Origin of the sequence: Mesorhizobium sp. M0016 (assembly GCF_040324035.1) — a bacterium.
Taxonomy (GTDB): domain Bacteria; phylum Pseudomonadota; class Alphaproteobacteria; order Rhizobiales; family Rhizobiaceae; genus Mesorhizobium.
In genome coordinates this window covers 118,601-137,787 of sequence record NZ_JAMYVM010000019.1, presented here as the reverse complement: position 1 = coordinate 137,787, position 19,187 = coordinate 118,601, and the positions used below count along the sequence as shown (strand labels likewise).

Below are 19,187 nucleotides of genomic sequence, written 5' to 3'. Positions count from 1 at the left end.
GAATACATCTGCAAAATCTGGACAAAAGAGCCCGAACGATTCAGGCTCGATCCAACCCATCAAACCTTGGGACTAAACATCTAGAACAGCTTTCGGTAGACGACGAACCCCGAGAGATCGCCGATCTTGTCGTAGAGCTTCATCGCCGTGTGGTTGGTTTCGTGTGTCAGCCAGTAGACGCGGCTGGAGCCTGCGGTTTGCGCCCTGGTATAGACGTCTTCGATCAGTGCCCGGCCGACGCCCTTGCCGCGCGACGCCTCATTGGTGAAGAGGTCCTGCAGATAGCAGTTCGGCGAAATCGCCGTCGTGGTGCGGTGATAGAGATAGTGGACAAGTCCGAGAAGCTTGCCTTCGCTCTCCGCGACCAGCGCATGCATAGGCTCATAGGCATCGAAGAAGCGCGACCATGTCATTGCAGTGATGTCACCGGGCAAGGCGGTCTCGCCCGAGCGGCCGTAAAACGCATTGTAGCCGTCCCACAGCGGCAGCCATTGCTCGTAATCCTCTCGGGTGACGGGGCGTACGGTGAACTGGCCTTGCATGGCTGAACCTTTGTCGTTGAAGCTGGGCGAGCAAACGGCCACCGGCACCGTCCGGCAATGGGCCAGTCCGAAGCAAAGCGTTCAACCTCTCATCAAGGCGGCGATAGGCGCTGCCTTGACGCCTACCGGCCCGGCAACTAGGGAATGGCATCATTTCAGCGCTTTCCGAGGCCGCCGTGACGTCAGACAGTCCAGTCCATATGCATCCCAGCCGCTCGTTCCAGGGGCTGATCCTGACCCTGCACAATTACTGGGCCGCCTATGGCTGCGTCATCCTGCAGCCTTACGACATGGAAGTCGGCGCCGGCACCTTCCATCCGGCCACCACGCTGCGCGCGCTCGGGCCCAAGGGCTGGAACGCCGCCTACGTCCAGCCCTCGCGCCGGCCCAAGGACGGCCGCTACGGCGAAAACCCCAACCGGCTGCAGCATTATTACCAGTACCAGGTGATCCTGAAGCCCAACCCGCCGAACCTGCAGGAACTCTATCTCGGCTCGCTCAAGGCAATCGGCGTCGATCCGTTGCTGCACGACATTCGCTTCGTCGAGGACGACTGGGCAAGCCCGACGCTTGGCGCCTGGGGGCTCGGCTGGGAGTGCTGGTGCGACGGCATGGAAGTGTCGCAGTTCACCTATTTCCAGCAGGTCTGCGGCATCGAATGCGCGCCGGTGGCGGGAGAACTGACCTACGGCCTGGAGCGGCTGGCCATGTATGTGCAGGGCGTCGACAATGTCTACGACCTCAACTTCAATGGCCGAGAAGGCGCCGAAAAAGTCACCTATGGCAATGTCTTCCTGCAGGCCGAGCAGGAATATTCCAGGCACAATTTCGAATATGCCAACACCGCCATGCTGCTCAGGCATTTCGAGGACGCCGAAGCCGAATGCAAGGCGCTGCTCGCGGCCGGCGCCCCGGCTTCGAACGACAATCTGCCGATGCACCGCATGGTCTTCCCGGCCTATGACCAGTGCATCAAGGCCAGCCACGTCTTCAACCTGCTCGACGCGCGCGGCGTGATTTCGGTGACCGAGCGGCAGAGCTACATCCTGCGGGTGCGCAATCTGGCGAAAGCCTGCGGCGAGGCATTTTTGCAGACCCAGGCCGGCGGGCTCGCCGCCTGAGGCTCACTTCATCATTTCGAGGGAAATGTTGATTGGGGCCAACATCGGGCCAGTCGACCCCGCCATGGTCCGCATAGCCTGCCGTACGCCCGGCATCGAGAAGGCGCCATGCACCTGCGCGGCGAAACAGGCGCTGAGCGCGATGATCTGGAGAAGTCTCGATGCCGTTTTCATGGTCGTTCAGCCAATAGGTCCCTGCCTGAGCGTTGGTCGCTTCAGCGCTGCGTTTGGTTCATGGAAATCTTTGATCCAAGGACGGGCGGGCTGGTTGCGGCCCGACAGGGGCGGTCAAAATTCCTGGAACCAGCGGTCAGCCGAGTTGCTATGCCCTCTTACCTCCCCCTAGATGGGGGAGGTCGCCGCGAAGCGGCGGGTGGGGGTGACAGCGCGACGTTCCATGCCAAAACTCGATCGATTCAAGCTGCAGTCTGCGCAAAGGCTTCGCGCGGCGATGACCGACGAGGAACGCATCCTGTGTCGGCATCTGTGGCGCATTCCAGTAGAAGGCACTCATTTTCGCAGGCAGGCGTCGGTAGGCGTTTACTTCCCTGATTTCATCTCCCACCGGCTGAAGCTGATCATTGAGGTGGACGGTGCCCATCACAGCTTCGATGACCAGCTGCGCCATGACGAGCGTCGAACGAAATGGTTCGAGAGCCAAGGCTACCGCGTCATTCGCTTCTGGAACCATGAAATCAAAAACGAACTGGATTCCGTGCTCGATACGATCTATGCGGCGGTGGAAGAACGAAAATCACACCTGCGTTTGCGCGATGGTGCCGAAGGTATCGGCGGCTGAGAGGTCGCCACCCCACCCCGGCGCTACGCGCCGACCCTCCCCATCGAGGGGAGGGTGGGAGCCTAACTATGCCTGATCTGCTTCTAGAACTTCGCTCCGAGGAAATCCCCGCCCGGCCGCGCAACCGCAGCGCCGGAGGCGCGAGGACGCGCAATCAGGAAGAAGGCATGCGGGTGGAGAAACTCTGATGCCGGATTTGTTGCTGGAACTTCGCTCCGAGGAAATCCCCGCCCGGCCGCGCAACCGCAGCGCCGGAGGCGCGAGGACGCGCAATCAGGGAGAAGGCATGCGGGTGGAGAAACTCTGATGCCGGATTTGTTGCTGGAACTCCGCTCCGAGGAAATCCCCGCCCGCATGCAGCGCAAGGCGGCGGGCGATCTCAGGAAGATGCTGACCGACGGTCTGGTCGAGGCGGGTCTGACCTATGACGCCGCGCGCGAATACTGGACGCCGCGGCGCCTGGCGCTCGATGTCAGGGGCCTGACCGCGCGCTCGAAGGACATCCACGAGGAGATCAAGGGGCCGTCGACGGCGGCGCCGGAACAGGCGGTGCAGGGTTTTCTGCGCAAGGCAGGCCTTGCCTCGGTTGCCGAGGCGCATGTCCATTCCGATCCGAAGAAAGGCGATTTCTACGTCGCCCATATTTCGAAGCCGGGCAGGGCGGCGGAAGAAATCGTCGCCGAACTGGTGCCGGCCATCATTCGCGGCTTCCCGTGGCCGACATCGATGCGCTGGGGGCCGGCTTCGGCCAAGCCCGGTTCGCTGCGCTGGGTGCGGCCGCTGCAGACGATTCTGTGCACCTTCGGCCCGGAGACCGAGGAGCCGGTGGTGGTCGATTTCGAGATCGATGGCATCCGCTCGGGCAATATCACCTACGGCCATCGTTTCATGGCGCCGGGAGAAATCACCGTGCGCCGCTTCGACGATTACGTGACCAAGCTGGAAGCGGCCAAGGTCGTGCTCGATGGCGACCGCCGCAAGGAGATCATCCTTGCCGACGCCCGCAACCTCGCCTTCGCCAACGGGCTCGATCTGGTCGAGGACGAAGGGTTGTTGGAAGAAGTGTCGGGCCTGGTCGAATGGCCGGTGGTGCTGATGGGCGAATTCGAGCAGGCCTTTCTTGCCATACCGCCAGAAGTGGTCCGGCTGACCATCCGCGCCAATCAGAAATGCTTTGTCACCCGGCCGCAGGGCGACGGCGAAAACCTCTCCAACCGCTTCATCCTCACCGCCAACATCGAGGCCAAGGACGGCGGCAAGGAGATCGCGCACGGCAACGGCAAGGTGGTGCGTGCCCGCCTGTCGGACGCGCTGTATTTCTGGAAGACCGACCAGGGCGATCTGCCGGATCTGGAGCAGCTCGAGGCGTCGGCGAAGAAATTCGGGCTCGATCTGAAAAAGCCGCTCGACCAGCGCATGGCCCGCCTCGACCATCTCAATGTCACCTTTCACGCCAAGCTCGGTACGCAAGGCGATCGGGTGGAGCGGATCAAGCGGCTGGCGCAGGAGCTGGCGCCAACAGTGGCGCAGTCGATCTCCCCCCTTGAGGGGGAGATGGCCGGCAGGCCAGAGGGGGTCGCTTCGGCTGCCGCGACGCCGTCCGGTCTCTCGAAGAAAGAGGGAGTTGGCACTCCACGCGAGACGACCCCCTCTGTCGCCTTCGGCGACATCTCCCCCTCAAGGGGGGAGATTACCGCGCGCGCCGCTCGCGCCGCTGTGCTGGCCAAAGCTGACCTCACGACCGAAGCAGTGGGCGAGTTTCCGGAACTGCAAGGCGCCATGGGGCGCAAATACGCGCTGCTGCAGGGCGAGCATCCGTCCGTGGCCGCGGCGATTGAGGAGCACTACAAGCCGCAAGGTCCGTCGGATAGCGTGCCGACCAATCCGGTGTCGATTGCCGTCGCGCTGGCCGACAAAATCGATACGCTGGTCGGCTTCTGGGCCATTGATGAAAAGCCGACGGGGTCTAAGGACCCTTACGCGCTGAGAAGGGCCGCACTGGGCGTGGTGAGGATCCTGATCGAGAATGGGATCTCACTGCCGCTGACATCGCTCTTCGATAGTGCCTATCAAACGGCGAGTTATCTCGCGTCTAAGGCTGGACGGGCCTTTGGCCCCGACCTCCTCGCCTTCTTCCACGACCGCCTGAAAGTCTATCTCCGCGACCAGGGCGCTCGGCATGATCTCATTGACGCCGTGCTGGCAGGTGGTGGAAGCGCGCCAATCTCCCCCCTTGTGGGGGCGGCGAAGCCGACAGAGGGGGGCGCTGTCCCGCCGACCTCTCATTCTGGCGCGCCCCCCTCTGCCCTGCCGGGCATCTCCCCCACAAGGGGGGAGATCGGCCAATCGCACTCGGACGACCTCCTGCAGATCGTGCGCCGCGTCGAAGCTCTGGGGTCCTTCCTCGACACCGAGGACGGCAAGAACCTGCTCGCGGGCGCCAAGCGGGCGGCCAACATTCTGGCCGCCGAGGAGAAGAAGAAAACGGCCATCGCCGAAACCGTTGAGCCGGCGCTGTTTCGCGAGGAGGCCGAGAAATCGCTGTTTGCAGCGGTGAATCAGGCGGAGAGAGAAGCCGGCGAAGCGATTCAAAACGAAGACTTTTCCGCCGCCATGCTGGCGCTTAGCGTGTTGCGTGAACCGGTTGATTCATTCTTTGAACGCGTTCTCGTGAATGATGAGGACCAGGCCGTGCGCGCCAACCGCCTGGCGCTGCTGGCTCGCATCCGCACGGCCACCGATCAGGTCGCGGATTTTTCCAGGATAGCTGGCTAAAGGGCAGATAAGCCCGAATACGGCGACGACAAGGGCGGCGCTCGCACGCCGCCCTTCTTGTCCGGAACCAACGTGTCAGTCTCCGTCAGTCCTCCCGAGGTTGACGAAGTCAATCCTCCAAAATGCTGACACGCACGCTGTCTGAATAGACGTCGACCTGGATCAGCGGCTCGCCATTGACGATGGCGTTCCGTGTCGAGGAGCTCATCGCGCCACCGCGCTTCAGCATGCGTTCCAGATACGCGCGATCATCGTTGCTGCGGAACCAGTCATCGCCCTGGTCGTCGGCATCGCGCCGGTGGAACTTGTGCCAGTTGGCGCGGTCCTGCCGCACCATCTGTGCTGCGCTGCTCAGCTCATAGCCGTCGCTGGCATGGTGGTCGCGATCGGAAATGCGCGCGACGTAGGACCCTAGCTCGTCACCGGCCTGCGCGCCGCCGACACCTATAGGTGACGCCAGCAACAGGCCGGCAATAGTCAAAGATTTCGTCATGTTCATGATAACCCCTCGCTCTTCTAGAACCCGGCGCGCTCATGCCAAACCCGATTGGCGAAATTGGGGCCGCCGCCGCCAAGCCGATCGTGCGCCGGGCTGTCGATTGGCGTCAAGCGGCATGGATCGGCCGACTGTCTTGGCCGACTGTTTTGGCTGAATGGCCTACTCGGCTTTGCCGACGCCCTCGATCGGCTGCTGCGGTGTTGTTGCCGGCTGCGGCGCTGCCGGTTGCGACTCGGGCTTGCCGTTCGATGCCGTTGCAGTTCCGGCTGGTGCGGTCTCTGCCGTCGGCTCAGTTGCCGGCGCCGCGGCGCTCGCCCTGGCCGGAGCCGGCGCGGCGAAGGCGCCGCCGACGATGCCGCCGCGAATGATCATCGGATCCTGCCTAGGCTTTTCGGGGATCGCCGCGACCTTTTCATAAGTCACATCGGGCTGGGCATCGCCGAGCGCGACGATCGATGGCGTCGAGGCGGTCCTGACCGGTTCGGATCCGCCAACCTTGATGACCGATGGCGTCGAGGTCGAGACGCCGAGAAAGACGATCGACGAGGCGTGCGCCCCACCGGTCATCGCCGCCAGGGTGAAACCAAGCGCTCCAAGCACACGCATCGACATCGAAACCGTCCCCTTGCCCAACAAGCCGCCAGCCCTAACCCAAGTAGCCTTAACCCGAGTGGATTGATGCCGGCTTGCAGGGAAACATAGCATTTTAGGCATTGATAATTCGCCAACGCCGGCTTGCCCGAAAACCACTGCCGTATTAGAGCAATTCCAGGAAAAGTGAGTAGCGGTTTTCCGTCCGGAATTCCGCAAAAACAAATACTTAGAGCGTTTAAGCGAACAGCTGAACCGCTCTAATGCATGTCGCTCAAAAGTGGCCCCGGTTTTGAGAGAACGACATGCATCAAAACAAAGACCTAAAGCGCGTCGCATGAATCCGGTTCAGCGCGACGCGCTTTAGGTCCGGTGCCTGTGAGGTGAAGCGAGTGGCTGAGATACTATCCGTCGGCGAAGCGATGGAGCAGGCGTTGGCGCTGCTTGAGGGCGGCGACGTGGTCGCCATCCCCACGGAGACCGTCTATGGACTGGCCAGCGACGCGACCAATGGCGTCGGCGTCGCCCGCATCTTCGAAGCCAAGGGCCGGCCGCGCTTCAACCCGCTGATTGCCCATGTCGCCGATCTGGCGATGGCAGAGCGCATTGCGGCCTTCGATCCGCTGTCGAAACGGCTGGCCGAGGCGTTCTGGCCGGGGCCGCTGACGCTGGTGCTGCCGCTCCAACCCGGCAACGGCATCCATCCGCTGGTCACCGCCGGGCTGGACACGATCGCGCTGCGCATGCCGAGGGGCTTCGGCGGCGAGCTGATCGCCAGACTCGGCCGGCCGTTGGCCGCGCCCAGCGCGAACTCTTCGGGCAAGATCAGCGCCACGACGGCGCAAGCCGTCGCGGCCGATCTCGGCGCCAAAATCCGGCTGGTGGTCGATGGCGGCGCCACCCCGGTCGGGCTGGAATCGACCATCGTCAAGGTCGAAGGCAACAGCGTGCGGCTGCTGAGGCCAGGCGGCATCGCTGCCGCCGATATCGAGGCCGTCACCGGCATCAAGCTGCAGCGCGGCGCGACAGCCGGCATCGAGGCGCCCGGCATGCTGGCGTCGCATTATGCGCCGCGCGCATCGGTGCGGCTCGATGCACAGAGTGTGGCTGAAGGCGAGGCCTTGCTGGCCTTTGGTGGCGACCGCGCCGAAGGCTGGCAAGCGGCGGCCGCCTTGCGCAACCTGTCCGCGTCAGGCGATTTGCGCGAAGCCGCAAGCAATCTGTTCGCGTATTTGCAGGAACTCGACCGCAGCGGTGCGGCGACGATCGCCGTCGAGCCGATCCCGTTAGATGGGCTCGGCGAGGCGATCAACGATCGGCTGTTTCGTGCCGCTGCCCCCCGTGACAAGCTCGATTGAGCGCCATAGTTTGCGCCCATGAACGACGCACCCTTCGACCTCGATCCCGCTCTCATCGCCCGCTTCGCGGCAATCGTCGGCGACAAATATGCGCTGCGCGACCAGGCCGATATTGCGCCGTATCTGACCGAGCGGCGCGGCCTATGGCACGGCAGGACCGCCTTGGTGCTGCGTCCCGGCAGCGTCGACGAGATCAGCCGGATCATGCGCCTGGCGAGCGAGACGGGAACGCCGGTCGTGCCGCAAAGCGGCAACACCGGGCTGGTCGGCGCCCAGGTGCCGGATGCCTCCGGCCGCGAGATCGTGCTTTCTTTGTCGCGGCTGAACCGCATTCGCGAGATCGACGTCTTCTCGAACACGGTGACCGTCGAAGCCGGCGTCATCCTGCAGACGCTGCAGGAAGCCGCCGACGCCGCCGACCGGCTGTTTCCGCTGTCGCTTGCCGCGCAGGGCTCCTGCCAAATCGGCGGCAACCTCTCGTCCAATGCCGGCGGCACCGGCGTGCTCGCCTATGGCAATGCGCGCGAACTCTGCCTCGGCGTCGAAGTGGTGCTGCCGACCGGCGAAGTCTTCGACGATCTGCGCAAACTGAAGAAGGACAACACCGGTTACGATCTGAAGAACCTGTTCGTCGGCGCCGAAGGCACGCTCGGCATCATCACCGCGGCGGTGTTGAAACTGTTTCCCAAGCCCAAGGGGCGCGAAGTGGCCTTTGCCGGCCTGTCGTCGCCGGAAGCAGCGCTTTCGCTGTTCAGCCTGGCGATGGACCGGGCAGGGGCGGCACTCACCGCCTTCGAGCTGATCGGCCAGCGTCCTTATGATTTCACGCTGCGCCATGCGCAGGGCGTCACGCGGCCGCTGGCGCAGGATTGGCCATGGTATGTGTTGATGCAGGTGTCGTCGGGCCGTTCGGCCGAGGACGCCAGGGGGCTGATCGAAGAAGTGCTGTCGGCAGGCCTCCAGCAAGGCATCGTCGGCGACGCGGTGATCGCGGCCAGCCTGGCGCAGGGCGACGCGTTCTGGAACTTCCGCGAGGTGCTGCCGGATTCGCAAAAGCCCGAAGGCGCTTCGATCAAGCATGATATTTCGGTACCGGTGGCATCCATCCCGGCGTTTATCGAAAAGGCGGCCGGTGCAGTGGCTTCGGTCAGTCCGCAGGCGCGCGTGGTCTGCTTCGGCCATATGGGCGACGGCAATCTCCACTACAACATCTCCCGGCCGGAGGGCGGTGACGACGAAGCGTTTCTCGGCCTCTACCACGCCATGAACCATGCCGTGCACGATGTCGTGCGCTCCTTCCACGGCTCGATCTCGGCCGAGCACGGCATCGGCCAGTTGAAGCGCGACGAGCTGATCGCCACCGCGCCGCCAATGGCGATCGAACTGATGCGCCGGGTGAAGGCCGTCTTCGATCCGGCCGGCATCATGAATCCCGGTAAGGTTATCTGATCCTTTCAACATTTTGTGGCTGGTTTCATTCCGATAACCATCGCCTGAGATCAGCAAAATTTAACTGACTTTCTTAAGCCGCGCGGCAGAAGCTCGCGCTAATGTTTCACACAACGAGGCCGGGAAAACTGGCCCGGTGGGATCCGTGAAAGCGGCTCTCAGGAGAAACACAGGAAGGCAGCAGATGAACAGTGTATTGAAGCCCGTCTGGGCCGGGCGCAACATGCGCCTCGACCCATTCCGCCTGCCGCAAGTGGTGAGCTATGCCACGCGCGACGACTATGGCGACGTTACCTTCACCATCGACCAGCGCGGCGCCGTCATCCGCCGCACGCTCGAGATGAGCGGCGTGCCGGCGATCATCGCGCTGCCCGCCAACGCGTTTCGCGGCGTCGCCGCCCGCGCGATGGAGGATGCGCAAGGCAATGTCACGGTAACCCTCGAACTCCTGCACAACGACCCGATGCTGTCGGTGCCGCTGCTGGTGGCCGACGATCTCGACGACGTCGCCGCCGACTGGCGCGCCTGGGCCGATGCTTACCGGCTGCAGATGCTGCTGATCGAATCCGACGGCATTGCCCGCACGCTTGAGGAATCGCTCGGCGCCGCCATCAAGGCGCTGCCGGCCAAGGATCGCCGCAAGGGCCGGGTCTCTACCACGCGCCGCCCGCGCTTCCTCGCCCGCCGCAGGGCCGGCAATCTCGGGCTGAGGCTGGTGATCGACGGCCAGGAGATTATTTCGAGAGAGTAGCTTGACCGGCGATTGGCGAAACCGCCGACGACAGCCTTCTTCTCCCCGTCACTATACGGGGGTTGAGGAGCGGTCCGCGTAGCGGACGAAAAGCCAATTGCTTGGCTTTTCGAGTGACCAACGCCCGGCAGGGCGATGAGGGGCGGCGCTGACCGAGGCATTTCTCGCAATATCGCCGCTGTGCATCTCACCTCAACTGCAAAGATTGGCGCTGCCCCTCATCCGGCTGCCGCCACCTTTTCCCCGTGTAGTGACGGGGAGAAGGAGATTAAACCAGCGGCTTTAGCGCCACCCACAGCGCACCGCCGATCATGCCGATGAAGATCAACCAGCCGACCTGGTTGTTGGATTTGAACAGCCGCAGGCATTGATCGGGATCGTCGATATCCAGAACCGCTATCTGCCGCGCCATATGGGCGCCGGCGGCGATCAGCCCGGCCAGCGCCACCACCGGCACCTGCGCCGAGGCGAAGGCGATGGCGAAGCAGACCAGCGTGCCGCCATAAAGCCCGACCAGCCAGGTCTTGGTGTTGTCGCCGAACAGCCGCGCCGTCGAGCGCACGCCGACGATTGCGTCGTCTTCCTTGTCCTGATGTGCATAGATGGTGTCGTAGCCGATCACCCACAGGATCGAGCCGATATAGAGCATGATGGCCGGGCCATCGAGATCGCCGAACTCGACCGCCCAGCCCATCAGCGCACCCCAGGAGAAGGCGAGCCCGAGCACCAATTGCGGCCAGTTGGTGAAGCGCTTCATGAAGGGATAGACGGCAACGATGACCAGCGAGACGATGCCGAGCGGAATGGCGAAGTCGTTGAACTGCAGCAGCACGACCAGGCCCAGCAAGGCCTGGATGACCAGGAACGCCCAGGCTTGGCGGCGCGTCACCTTGCCGGCCGGCAATGGCCGCGAGCGCGTGCGCTCGACCTTGTTGTCGATGTCCTGGTCGACAATGTCGTTATAGGTGCAGCCGGCGCCACGCATGGCGACGGCGCCGACAAAGAACAGGAACAGGAACCACGGCGACGGCAGCAATGTGAGCAACGGGTCTGCCGGGCGGGGATAGGCGCTGGCCGCAAGCGCTGCCGACCACCAGCAGGGCCACAGCAGCAATTGCCAGCCGATCGGCCGGTCCCAGCGCGCAAGCTGCGCGTAAGGCCACAGCCAGCGCGGCAATATCTTGTAGACCCAATGGCCGCTCGGCGCGTCGGCGACGCGGCCCTGTGCGGCTTTCGACTGGATGGTTTCCATCGTGCTGGAGTGGCAGCAGCGGCGTGCGCCGTCAAGCGGCCGCATTGTCGCTCAGGCGGTGAAAATATCGTGGCTGGCAAACCATTCCTTCGCCACCTCCGTGAAGGCCAGCGCCGCCTTCGACAGCCTTTGCCTTGTGTCATGGGTGAGGATGATGCGCTGCATCGGCAGCGGATCGGACAGCGGCTTGCAGACCAGCGGCAGCCCGTCATAACTCCTGTCGCCATAGGGCCTGGTGTAGCTCACCGCGACGCCGAAGCCGTTGGCGACCATGCTGCGCTGCAGTTCGAACGAACTCGCCGTCGATTGCGCGACCGGCGACAGGCCGCGGCTGAGGAACAGGTCCAGCATATGCTGCCAGCTATGCGGCTGGTCGGTGGTGATCAAGGGATGGGTCGCCAGCTCCGCCAGGCTGACGCAGGCCTGGCTGGCCAGCGCGTGGCCTTGCGGCAGAAGCGCGTGTGGCCGCAACTCATGCAGCAGGATGCGGGCGAAGTGCGAGGGCAGGCCGAGATCGTAGGTCAGGCCGAGATCGATTGCCGCATCGCCGAGCCGCCGGCCGAGCGTCTCGAAGGTCTCGTCGCGGACCACCACGGTGACCGCCGGGCAGCGTTGCGAAAAAGCGCGGATCAGCGCCGGCGCGAAATAAGGCGCCAGATCCTCGAAACAGCCGAGCACAAGTTCGCCGCCGACATCGGCGTCGCGCGTCCCGAGCCCAACCAGTTCGTCCGCTTCGGCCAGCACCTGCTTTGCCTTCGCCACCGCGCTGCGGCCGAACGAGGTCAGCGCGATGCCGCTGCCGCGCTGGCGCACGAACAGTTTCTGGCCGAGCGTCGCTTCGACATTGTCGATCGCCACCGAGATCGAGGGCTGCGAGACGTTCAGCATCCGCGCGGCCGCGGTGACGCTGCCATGCCGTGCGACGGCGACGAGGTAACGCAGCTGGGTGAGGGTCAGATTCATAGAATTCATAGTCTAAAACTATAAGAGAGATGAGAAGTTATTATTTTACGCGATGTGCGGCGGCTGCGATAGTCGGTCATCGAAACAGGGAAGACATGAGATGGCCGCCAGACATATCGATGCCGCAGCGATTGCCGACTACCAGCGCGACGGCGCGGTCTGCATACGCGGCGCTTTCAAGGACTGGGTCGGCACCATCGGCGCCGGCATCGAGCGCAACATGCAAAACCGCAGCGCCACGGCGTCGGACATCGCCAACGGCAAGGGCAGCTTCTTCGACGATTACTGCAATTGGGAGCGCATTCCCGAATTCGTCGACGTGGTGCGCAATTCCCCGGCCGCGGAACTCGCGGCAGCGGCGATGCAGTCGCGCAGCGCCCAGTTCTTCCACGACCATGTGCTGGTCAAGGAACCGGGCACGCAAAAGCCGACGCCTTGGCACCAGGACATCCCGTATTACTTCGTCGATGGCACCCAGACCGTCAGCTTCTGGATTCCGATCGATCCGGTCAAGGAAGCGACGCTGCGGCTGATCGCCGGCTCGCACAAATGGGACAAGATGATCCTGCCGGTGCGCTGGCTCGATGACAGCAATTTCTATGCCGGCGAGGGCGATTATCTGCCCGTGCCGGATCCAGACAAGGACCCGTCGCTGAAGGTGCTCGAATGGGAGATGGAGCCGGGCGACGCCATCCTGTTCGACTTCCGCACCGCGCATGGTGCGCGCGGCAATCCGACCGCGGCGCGTCGCCGGGCGCTGTCGCTGCGCTGGGTCGGCGACGATGCGCGCTATGTCGAGCGCCCCGGCCGTACCTCGCCGCCCTATCCCGGCCATGACATGAAGCCCGGCCAGAAACTGCGCGAGGACTGGTTCCCGGTCGTCTTCCAGAGCTGATACCGGCCGGGGACGCCGTGCTCTCGGCGCGACGTTCCCGTGCGCAACCGGTATGGCGCAAGGTAAAACTCTTGACCCGCGCCGCCCGGGGCAATAGCGCAGTCCCTGTCGTGAAATGACAAGGGACATCGGCATGCGCGTTTTGTTGATCGGCTCCGGCGGCCGCGAACATGCCCTGGCCTGGAAGATCGCGGCCTCGCCGCTTTTGACCAGGCTCTATGCCGCGCCCGGCAATCCGGGCATCGCCCACGAGGCCGAACTGGTCAAGCTCGACATCGCCGACCATGCCGCTGTTGCCAGCTTCTGCAAGGACAACGCGATCGACCTCGTCGTCGTCGGGCCGGAAGGCCCGCTGGTCGCCGGCATTGCCGATGACCTGCGCGGCGAAGGCATCCGCGTCTTCGGACCGTCGAAGCGCGCCGCAAGGCTCGAAGGCTCGAAAGGTTTTACCAAGGACCTCTGCGCCAAATACGATATCCCGACCGCTGCCTATGGCCGCTTCACCGATCTGACCGCGGCAAAGGCCTACGTCGAAAAGATGGGAGCGCCGATCGTCATCAAGGCCGATGGGCTCGCTGCCGGCAAGGGCGTCACCATCGCCATGACGCTGGACGAGGCGCGCGCCGCCCTCGATGCTTGTTTCGACGGCGCATTCGGTGACGCCGGCGCTGAGGTCGTGGTCGAGGAATTCATGACCGGCGAGGAGGCGAGTTTCTTCTGCCTGTGCGACGGCACGACCGCACTTCCCTTTGGCACCGCGCAGGACCACAAGCGCGTCGGCGATGGCGATACCGGCCCCAACACCGGCGGCATGGGCGCCTATTCGCCGGCGCCGGTGATGAGCCCCGAAATTGTCGAGCGCACCATGCGCGAGATCGTCGAGCCGACCATGCGCGGCATGGCCGAGCTTGGCGCGCCGTTCGCCGGTATTCTGTTTGCCGGGCTGATGATCACCGACAAGGGGCCGAAGCTGATCGAATACAATACCCGCTTCGGCGATCCCGAGTGTCAGGTGCTGATGATGCGGCTGAAGGACGATCTGCTGGTGCTGCTCAACGCCGCCGTCGACGGCCAGTTGGCGCACAGTTCGATCCGCTGGCGCGACGATGCCGCGCTGACCGTGGTGATGGCGGCACAGGGCTATCCCGGGACGCCGGAAAAAGGCTCGGTCATTCGGGCTCTCGACGAAGCCGCTGGCGAAGGCGTTGAGATTTTCCATGCCGGCACTGCCATCAATGGCGGCGCGCTGGTCGCCAATGGCGGCCGCGTGCTCAACGTCACGGCATCAGGCAAGACGGTGGGCGAAGCGCAAAGCCGCGCTTACGCCGCGCTCGACCGTATCGACTGGCCGCAAGGCTTCTGCCGCCGCGACATAGGCTGGCAGGCGGTGGCGCGGGAAAAGGCCAGCGCCGCCACATAAGCCTCAGCGCTCGCGAACCAGTTCCGTCGAAGCGGTGCTGACCGGGTCGGCGGCCTGCGAGAAGGCGGCCTCGAGCAGAGCCTCCGAACGATACGTGGTCCGCTTCCAGGCGACATACTCGGCAATACCGAAGCGCGCGCGGCGCGGCACCGTCTTGACCACCGGCATGCGGAAGGCGGCGCGGAATGTCTGCCAGCGCGCGCCGAGCACCGCCACCATTTCCTCGACCGTCGGTGGCGTCGCCACATCGGCGTATGTGATGGTGACTTTGCCGGCGAGCCCGGCCGCGCGCGACACCGGCACCGGTATCGAGGCGAGGTAGTCGGGCGGCACGTCGATCAGGCCGCCGAAGGGCCATTGCTGGCGCAGTGCCGCCGCGTCCATCGGCGCGACGTTGACGTCGATGTCGTTGGGCGTGCCGGCGACGCGGTAGGGGCAGCGCAGGCGCCCGCAATTGGCCTGCGCCGAGAACTGCCACAGCGCATAGCCCTGCCAGTTGCCCATCGGAAAATGCACGTCGATGTCGGGCTTGTAGCGCGCATACCAGAGCGGCAGCCGCGACAGCAGACGGTATTGGTAGCGGTTGTCGGCGATGTACTGGGCGGTCTTGCCGTTGGTGTAGAGGATCGGGAAACGGCCGAGCCGCCGGTGCACCTGGCGCACGAATTCCTCGGCATCCTCGAGCGACATCCATTGCGAGGGGTCGTTGCCTTCGAGATCGAGGGCGAGCAGATCGTCAGGGGCTGGCTCGGCGAAATCGATGAAACTGTTGGCCTGCTCGAGCGGATTGCCGGGGCGGGCAAGATGATAGGCGCCCCATTTCAGGCCGAGCGCCTTGGCCACCACCTTGCGCGTCTGAAACAGCTCGCGCGTCACCGCAAAGCGTTTCCACAATGTCTTGCAGAGTTTGACCGTAGGCTCGTCGCCGTAGCAGAAATAGGGCGGCGGCAGCCCGTCGGAGGCCTTGTTGATGAAGCCGACAATGCGCTTGTCGGTGGCAAGCTGCGCCCAGTCGATGGAATTGTATTCATAGGCGTCGACCACCAGCGCGCGGTCGCCATCCCGCCAAGGCTCGGAAAAGTCCGAGGCTGTAGCCGCTGACGTCAGCGCCATCATCGCCGCGAGAGCGATCGCTGAGCGGCGAAGAAGATGCGCCGGCGTTTTCAAACAGGGGATCCCCGCTGACCAAACACCGATGGTGGACCGGTATGGTTAAGGAAGTGCTTTCGGGCAGGAGTCCTGTCGCTCTCGCGATTTCGTCATTCTATGGCGAAGCAAGGAGCGAAGCGACGCGGCGCGGACCATAGTATGCATTCCGCGACTTCGAAGCGTTGCCACGGCGCGGAATTCTGCACCGTTGCGCCCCTGGCGCGAGGTCGCGACATGGTACTCGGCATCCGCTACGCTCCCGCTCCACCTGTGGACGACGAAGTTCGATGAAAATCCGCGTGACAAAGTTTGACGTTTACGTAAAAAGAAGGTCGGAGGCCGCCCAGAGGCGGATGGTTTTGCATCGGCCCGGGTCCTAGGATCGAGCAGTCGGAGCAGCGGAGGAGAAAGCGGCATGTACAAGGCCCCGGTCGACGACATTTCGTTCACGCTCAAGCATGTCGCCGGGCTCAAACCGGCGCTCGACAGCGGCGCGTTCGGCGACCTCGGCGAAGACCTTGTCGACGCCATCCTGGCCGAGGCCGGCCGCTTCGCCAGCGAGGAAGTGGCGCCGCTCTACAAGATCGGCGACGAGCACGGCGCGGTGCTGAAGGATGCAGCCGTGACCATGCCGCCCGGCTGGAGGGCGCTTTACCGCAGCTGGATCGGCGGTGGCTGGAACGCGCTGTCCGGACCGGAAGAATTCGGTGGCCAGGGCCTGCCGACCATGCTCGGCGTTGCCGCGCTCGAAATGTGGAACTCCGCCGCCATGGCCTTCGGCATCGGCCCGACGCTGACCATGGGCGCCGTCGAGGCGCTGGACAAGCATGCCTCCGAAGCGCTGAAGGCAAAGTATCTGGCAAAGCTCGTCTCCGGCGAGTGGATGGGGACGATGAACCTGACCGAGCCGCAGGCCGGTTCCGATCTCGCCGCCTTGCGCAGTCGCGCCGAGCCTGCCGGCGACGGCACCTACCGCATCTTCGGCCAGAAGATCTTCATCACCTATGGCGAGCATGATTTCACCGACAACATCATCCATCTGGTGCTGGCGCGGCTGCCCGACGCACCGGCCGGCACGCGCGGCATCTCGCTGTTTTTGGTGCCGAAATTCCTGGTCAATGATGACGGCTCGCTCGGTGCCCGCAACGACGTCTTCTGTTCCGGCCTCGAGCACAAGCTCGGCATCCATGCCTCGCCGACTTGCACCATGATCTATGGCGACGGGTTCCAGGGTGCTGCGCCCGGCGCCGTCGGTTGGCTGATCGGCGAGGAGAACAAGGGGCTCGCCTGCATGTTCACCATGATGAACAACGCGAGGCTTTGCGTCGGCATGCAGGGCGTGGCAGTGGCCGAAGCCGCGACGCAGAAGGCGATCGCCTATGCCAATGAGCGCCGCCAGGGCAAGGCATCGGACTTTTCAGGCGCCGGGATGGCGCCGATCGTCCATCACCCCGACGTGCAGCGCAATCTCTTGACCATGAAGGCTTTGACCCAGATCGCCCGCGCCATCTCGTATTCCTGCGCCTATGCCATCGACTTTGCGCGTGTGTCGACAGGCGAGGAGGCCGCGCATTGGCGCGATCGCGCCAATCTGCTGACGCCGCTGGCCAAGGCCTTTTCCACCGATATCGGCGTCGATGTCGCATCGCTCGGCGTCCAGGTCCACGGCGGTATGGGCTTCATCGAGGAGACGGGCGCGGCCGCGCTCTATCGCGACTCCCGCATTGCGCCGATCTATGAAGGCACCAACGGCATCCAGGCGATCGACCTTGTAGCCCGCAAATTGCCGCTTGGCGGCGGCGAGCATGTGCATGGCTATATCGCCGAACTGAAGGCCATCGCCGACGAGGTGCGGACCTCGAACCTGCAGGGCTTCGGCCGCACCGCCGAAGCGCTTGACCAGGCGTTCGACGATCTCACCGAGGCGACGCGCTTCCTGCAGAAGCTGCTGGCCGACGGCCGTCTGGACGAAGCGCAAGCCGGTGCGACCCCCTATCTCAGGCTGATCTCGCTTGCTGCCGGCGGCGCTTATCTGGCGCGTGGCGGACTTGCCCAGCAGAGCCGCATCGCCCTTTGCCGCTTTTTCGCCGAAAACCTGCTCGGCGAAGTCAGCGCCTTGAAGGAACGCGTCATCGATGGCGCCGAGAGCCTCGCTACCGCCGGCAAGGCGCTGATAACGGCCTGAATACCAGAGCGCTCACCAGGGAAGAATGACCGTGACAGACCATATTCTCGTCGAGCGCCAGGGCGCCATCCAGATCATCCGCATGAACCGTCCCGACAAGAAGAACGCACTGACGCGCGCCATGTACGCGACAATGTCCAAGGCGCTGGCCGATGGCGATGCCGACCCGGCGGTTCGCGTCCATGTCTTCCTCGGTGTGCCTGGCGCCTTCTCTTCCGGCAACGATCTCGCCGATTTCCTGGTCATCGCCACCGGCGGTGAGGGCGGCAACGAGGTCTGGGACTTCCTGATGGCGCTGGCCAAAACGGAGAAGCCGATGGTCTCCGGCGTCGACGGCATTGCGGTCGGCATCGGCACCACGCTCAATTTGCATTGCGACCTGACTTTCGCCACGCCGCGCACGGTGTTCCGCACACCCTTCGTCGACCTCGGCCTGGTGCCGGAGGCGGGCTCCAGCCTGCTGGCGCCGCTCATCCTCGGCAGGCAGGGCGCCTTTGCGCTGCTTGGACTCGGCGAAGGTTTTTCCGCCGAACGCGCCAAGGCCGCCGGCCTGATCTATGAGGTGGTCGAGGAGGACGGGCTAGAAGCCGCGGCACTCGCCGCGGCCGGCGCGATCGCCGCCAAGCCGCCGCAGGCGCTGAAGATCGCTCGTGACCTGATGCGCGCCCCGCGCGACGAGCTTGTCGCCCGCATCAAGGTGGAGAGCGAGCGTTTCTCCGAGCGGCTGAAGTCCGACGAAGCGCGCGCCGCGTTGACGGCCTTCATGACGCGCAAGAAGGCCTGAACTTATCCTCAGGGATAAAGCCGTGTCTTGTCCCAGCCGCCTTCGGCGTTGCGCGAAAAGACCAGCCGATCGTGCAGCCGGAATGGCCGGTCGTGCCAGAACTCGATCGCCTGCGGCACGATGCGGAAGCCCGACCAGTGCTTTGGCCGCGGGATTTCGCCGATAGGGTAGCGCGCCGTGTATTCGGCCACCGCCTTCTCCAGGGCAAAGCGGCTTTCCAGCGGCCGCGACTGTTTCGAAGCCCATGCGCCGATCCGGCTGCCGCGCGGCCGCGTCGCGTAATAGGCGTCGGCTTCAGCGTCGCTGACGATCTCCACCGGACCGCGTATGCGCACCTGGCGGCGCAGCGATTTCCAGTGGAAGCACATCGCCGCCTTCATGCTGCCAAGAATCTCGCGGCCCTTGGCGCTCTCGAAATTCGTGTAGAAGACAAAGCCGCTTTCATCGAAACCCTTGAGCAGCACCATCCGCACATCCGGCATGCCGTCGGCATCGACGGTTGCAAGTGCTACGCCGTTGGCGTCGTTGATTTCGCTTTTCTTGGCGTCCTCCAGCCACTCGGCAAAGAGCCGGAACGGCTCGGCGGCTTCGGTAAAGTCACTACTTGTTAACTCAGTGTCACTCATAGTTTTTCTCAAATTGTATCGAGCTTCA

General features: G+C 64.1%; 17 protein-coding genes. 10 read left to right on the top strand and 7 right to left on the bottom strand.

Features of this window, described 5'->3' with window-relative positions; all coding sequences use genetic code 11:
* Positions 1–80: 80 nt before the first annotated feature.
* Entirely contained in the window at positions 81–542 is a 462-nt protein-coding gene (locus NKJ88_RS24220; protein ID WP_023687114.1) for a GNAT family N-acetyltransferase, read from the bottom strand.
* 200 nt (positions 543–742) lie between these two features.
* On the opposite strand from NKJ88_RS24220, the gene NKJ88_RS24215 reads away from it, so the two are divergent.
* The 3 genes from NKJ88_RS24215 (at position 743) to glyS (ending at position 5,237) form a co-directional block, all read left to right on the top strand.
* Positions 743–1,663: a glycine--tRNA ligase subunit alpha gene (locus NKJ88_RS24215; RefSeq protein ID WP_023696573.1), complete on the top strand. Its 921-nt coding sequence runs from the start codon at positions 743–745 to the stop codon at positions 1,661–1,663.
* A gap of 397 nt (positions 1,664–2,060) precedes the next feature.
* Positions 2,061–2,462 (top strand): endonuclease domain-containing protein, encoded by a 402-nt coding sequence (locus NKJ88_RS24210; protein WP_352445823.1) that lies wholly within the window; start codon positions 2,061–2,063, stop codon positions 2,460–2,462.
* Positions 2,463–2,768: 306 nt separating this feature from the next.
* Positions 2,769–5,237, top strand: a complete 2,469-nt coding sequence (gene glyS, locus NKJ88_RS24205) for a glycine--tRNA ligase subunit beta (protein ID WP_352445821.1) — start codon at positions 2,769–2,771, stop codon at positions 5,235–5,237.
* A gap of 109 nt (positions 5,238–5,346) precedes the next feature.
* On the opposite strand, the gene NKJ88_RS24200 is transcribed toward glyS, so the two are convergent.
* Both NKJ88_RS24200 and NKJ88_RS24195 read right to left on the bottom strand, forming a co-directional pair.
* Positions 5,347–5,730: a hypothetical protein gene (locus NKJ88_RS24200; RefSeq protein WP_245263941.1), complete on the bottom strand. Its 384-nt coding sequence runs from the start codon at positions 5,728–5,730 to the stop codon at positions 5,347–5,349.
* 165 nt (positions 5,731–5,895) lie between these two features.
* Complete coding sequence (locus NKJ88_RS24195) at positions 5,896–6,348, bottom strand: hypothetical protein (RefSeq protein ID WP_023684360.1); 453 nt, start codon at positions 6,346–6,348, stop codon at positions 5,896–5,898.
* Between the two features lie 371 nt (positions 6,349–6,719).
* Between NKJ88_RS24195 and NKJ88_RS24190 the strand changes: the two genes are divergently transcribed.
* The 3 genes from NKJ88_RS24190 to NKJ88_RS24180 all read left to right on the top strand — a co-directional run bounded on the left by NKJ88_RS24190 (position 6,720) and on the right by NKJ88_RS24180 (position 9,885).
* Entirely contained in the window at positions 6,720–7,685 is a 966-nt protein-coding gene (locus NKJ88_RS24190) for an L-threonylcarbamoyladenylate synthase (protein WP_352445819.1), read from the top strand.
* A gap of 18 nt (positions 7,686–7,703) precedes the next feature.
* Positions 7,704–9,134 (top strand): FAD-binding oxidoreductase, encoded by a 1,431-nt coding sequence (locus NKJ88_RS24185; RefSeq protein ID WP_023668458.1) that lies wholly within the window; start codon positions 7,704–7,706, stop codon positions 9,132–9,134.
* 184 nt (positions 9,135–9,318) lie between these two features.
* The gene (locus tag NKJ88_RS24180; RefSeq protein WP_023668457.1) at positions 9,319–9,885 is read left to right on the top strand and encodes a DUF6101 family protein; all 567 of its coding nucleotides are present in this window, start codon (positions 9,319–9,321) and stop codon (positions 9,883–9,885) included.
* Between the two features lie 268 nt (positions 9,886–10,153).
* Here NKJ88_RS24180 and ubiA read toward each other — a convergent pair whose 3' ends face one another.
* Complete coding sequence (ubiA, locus tag NKJ88_RS24175) at positions 10,154–11,137, bottom strand: 4-hydroxybenzoate octaprenyltransferase (protein ID WP_023668456.1); 984 nt, start codon at positions 11,135–11,137, stop codon at positions 10,154–10,156.
* A 51-nt stretch (positions 11,138–11,188) separates the two neighbouring features.
* The gene (locus tag NKJ88_RS24170; RefSeq protein WP_352445817.1) at positions 11,189–12,100 is read right to left on the bottom strand and encodes a LysR family transcriptional regulator; all 912 of its coding nucleotides are present in this window, start codon (positions 12,098–12,100) and stop codon (positions 11,189–11,191) included.
* A 100-nt stretch (positions 12,101–12,200) separates the two neighbouring features.
* Between NKJ88_RS24170 and NKJ88_RS24165 the strand changes: the two genes are divergently transcribed.
* Both NKJ88_RS24165 and purD read left to right on the top strand, forming a co-directional pair.
* Entirely contained in the window at positions 12,201–12,995 is a 795-nt protein-coding gene (locus NKJ88_RS24165) for a phytanoyl-CoA dioxygenase family protein (protein WP_023752609.1), read from the top strand.
* A 133-nt stretch (positions 12,996–13,128) separates the two neighbouring features.
* Positions 13,129–14,415: a phosphoribosylamine--glycine ligase gene (purD, locus tag NKJ88_RS24160; RefSeq protein WP_023727498.1), complete on the top strand. Its 1,287-nt coding sequence runs from the start codon at positions 13,129–13,131 to the stop codon at positions 14,413–14,415.
* 3 nt (positions 14,416–14,418) lie between these two features.
* Here purD and NKJ88_RS24155 read toward each other — a convergent pair whose 3' ends face one another.
* Positions 14,419–15,531 carry a glycoside hydrolase family 25 protein gene (locus tag NKJ88_RS24155; RefSeq protein ID WP_023723281.1) on the bottom strand — a complete coding sequence of 371 codons (1,113 nt, stop codon included), beginning with the start codon at positions 15,529–15,531 and terminating at the stop codon, positions 14,419–14,421.
* Between the two features lie 448 nt (positions 15,532–15,979).
* On the opposite strand from NKJ88_RS24155, the gene NKJ88_RS24150 reads away from it, so the two are divergent.
* A complete protein-coding gene (locus NKJ88_RS24150) occupies positions 15,980–17,749 on the top strand; it encodes an acyl-CoA dehydrogenase family protein (protein ID WP_023752611.1) in 1,770 nt (589 codons plus the stop codon).
* Positions 17,750–17,780: 31 nt separating this feature from the next.
* Positions 17,781–18,533 carry a crotonase/enoyl-CoA hydratase family protein gene (locus tag NKJ88_RS24145; RefSeq protein WP_023738480.1) on the top strand — a complete coding sequence of 251 codons (753 nt, stop codon included), beginning with the start codon at positions 17,781–17,783 and terminating at the stop codon, positions 18,531–18,533.
* 8 nt (positions 18,534–18,541) lie between these two features.
* Here NKJ88_RS24145 and pdxH read toward each other — a convergent pair whose 3' ends face one another.
* Entirely contained in the window at positions 18,542–19,159 is a 618-nt protein-coding gene (pdxH, locus tag NKJ88_RS24140; RefSeq protein WP_023668448.1) for a pyridoxamine 5'-phosphate oxidase, read from the bottom strand.
* Positions 19,160–19,187 lie beyond the last annotated feature (28 nt).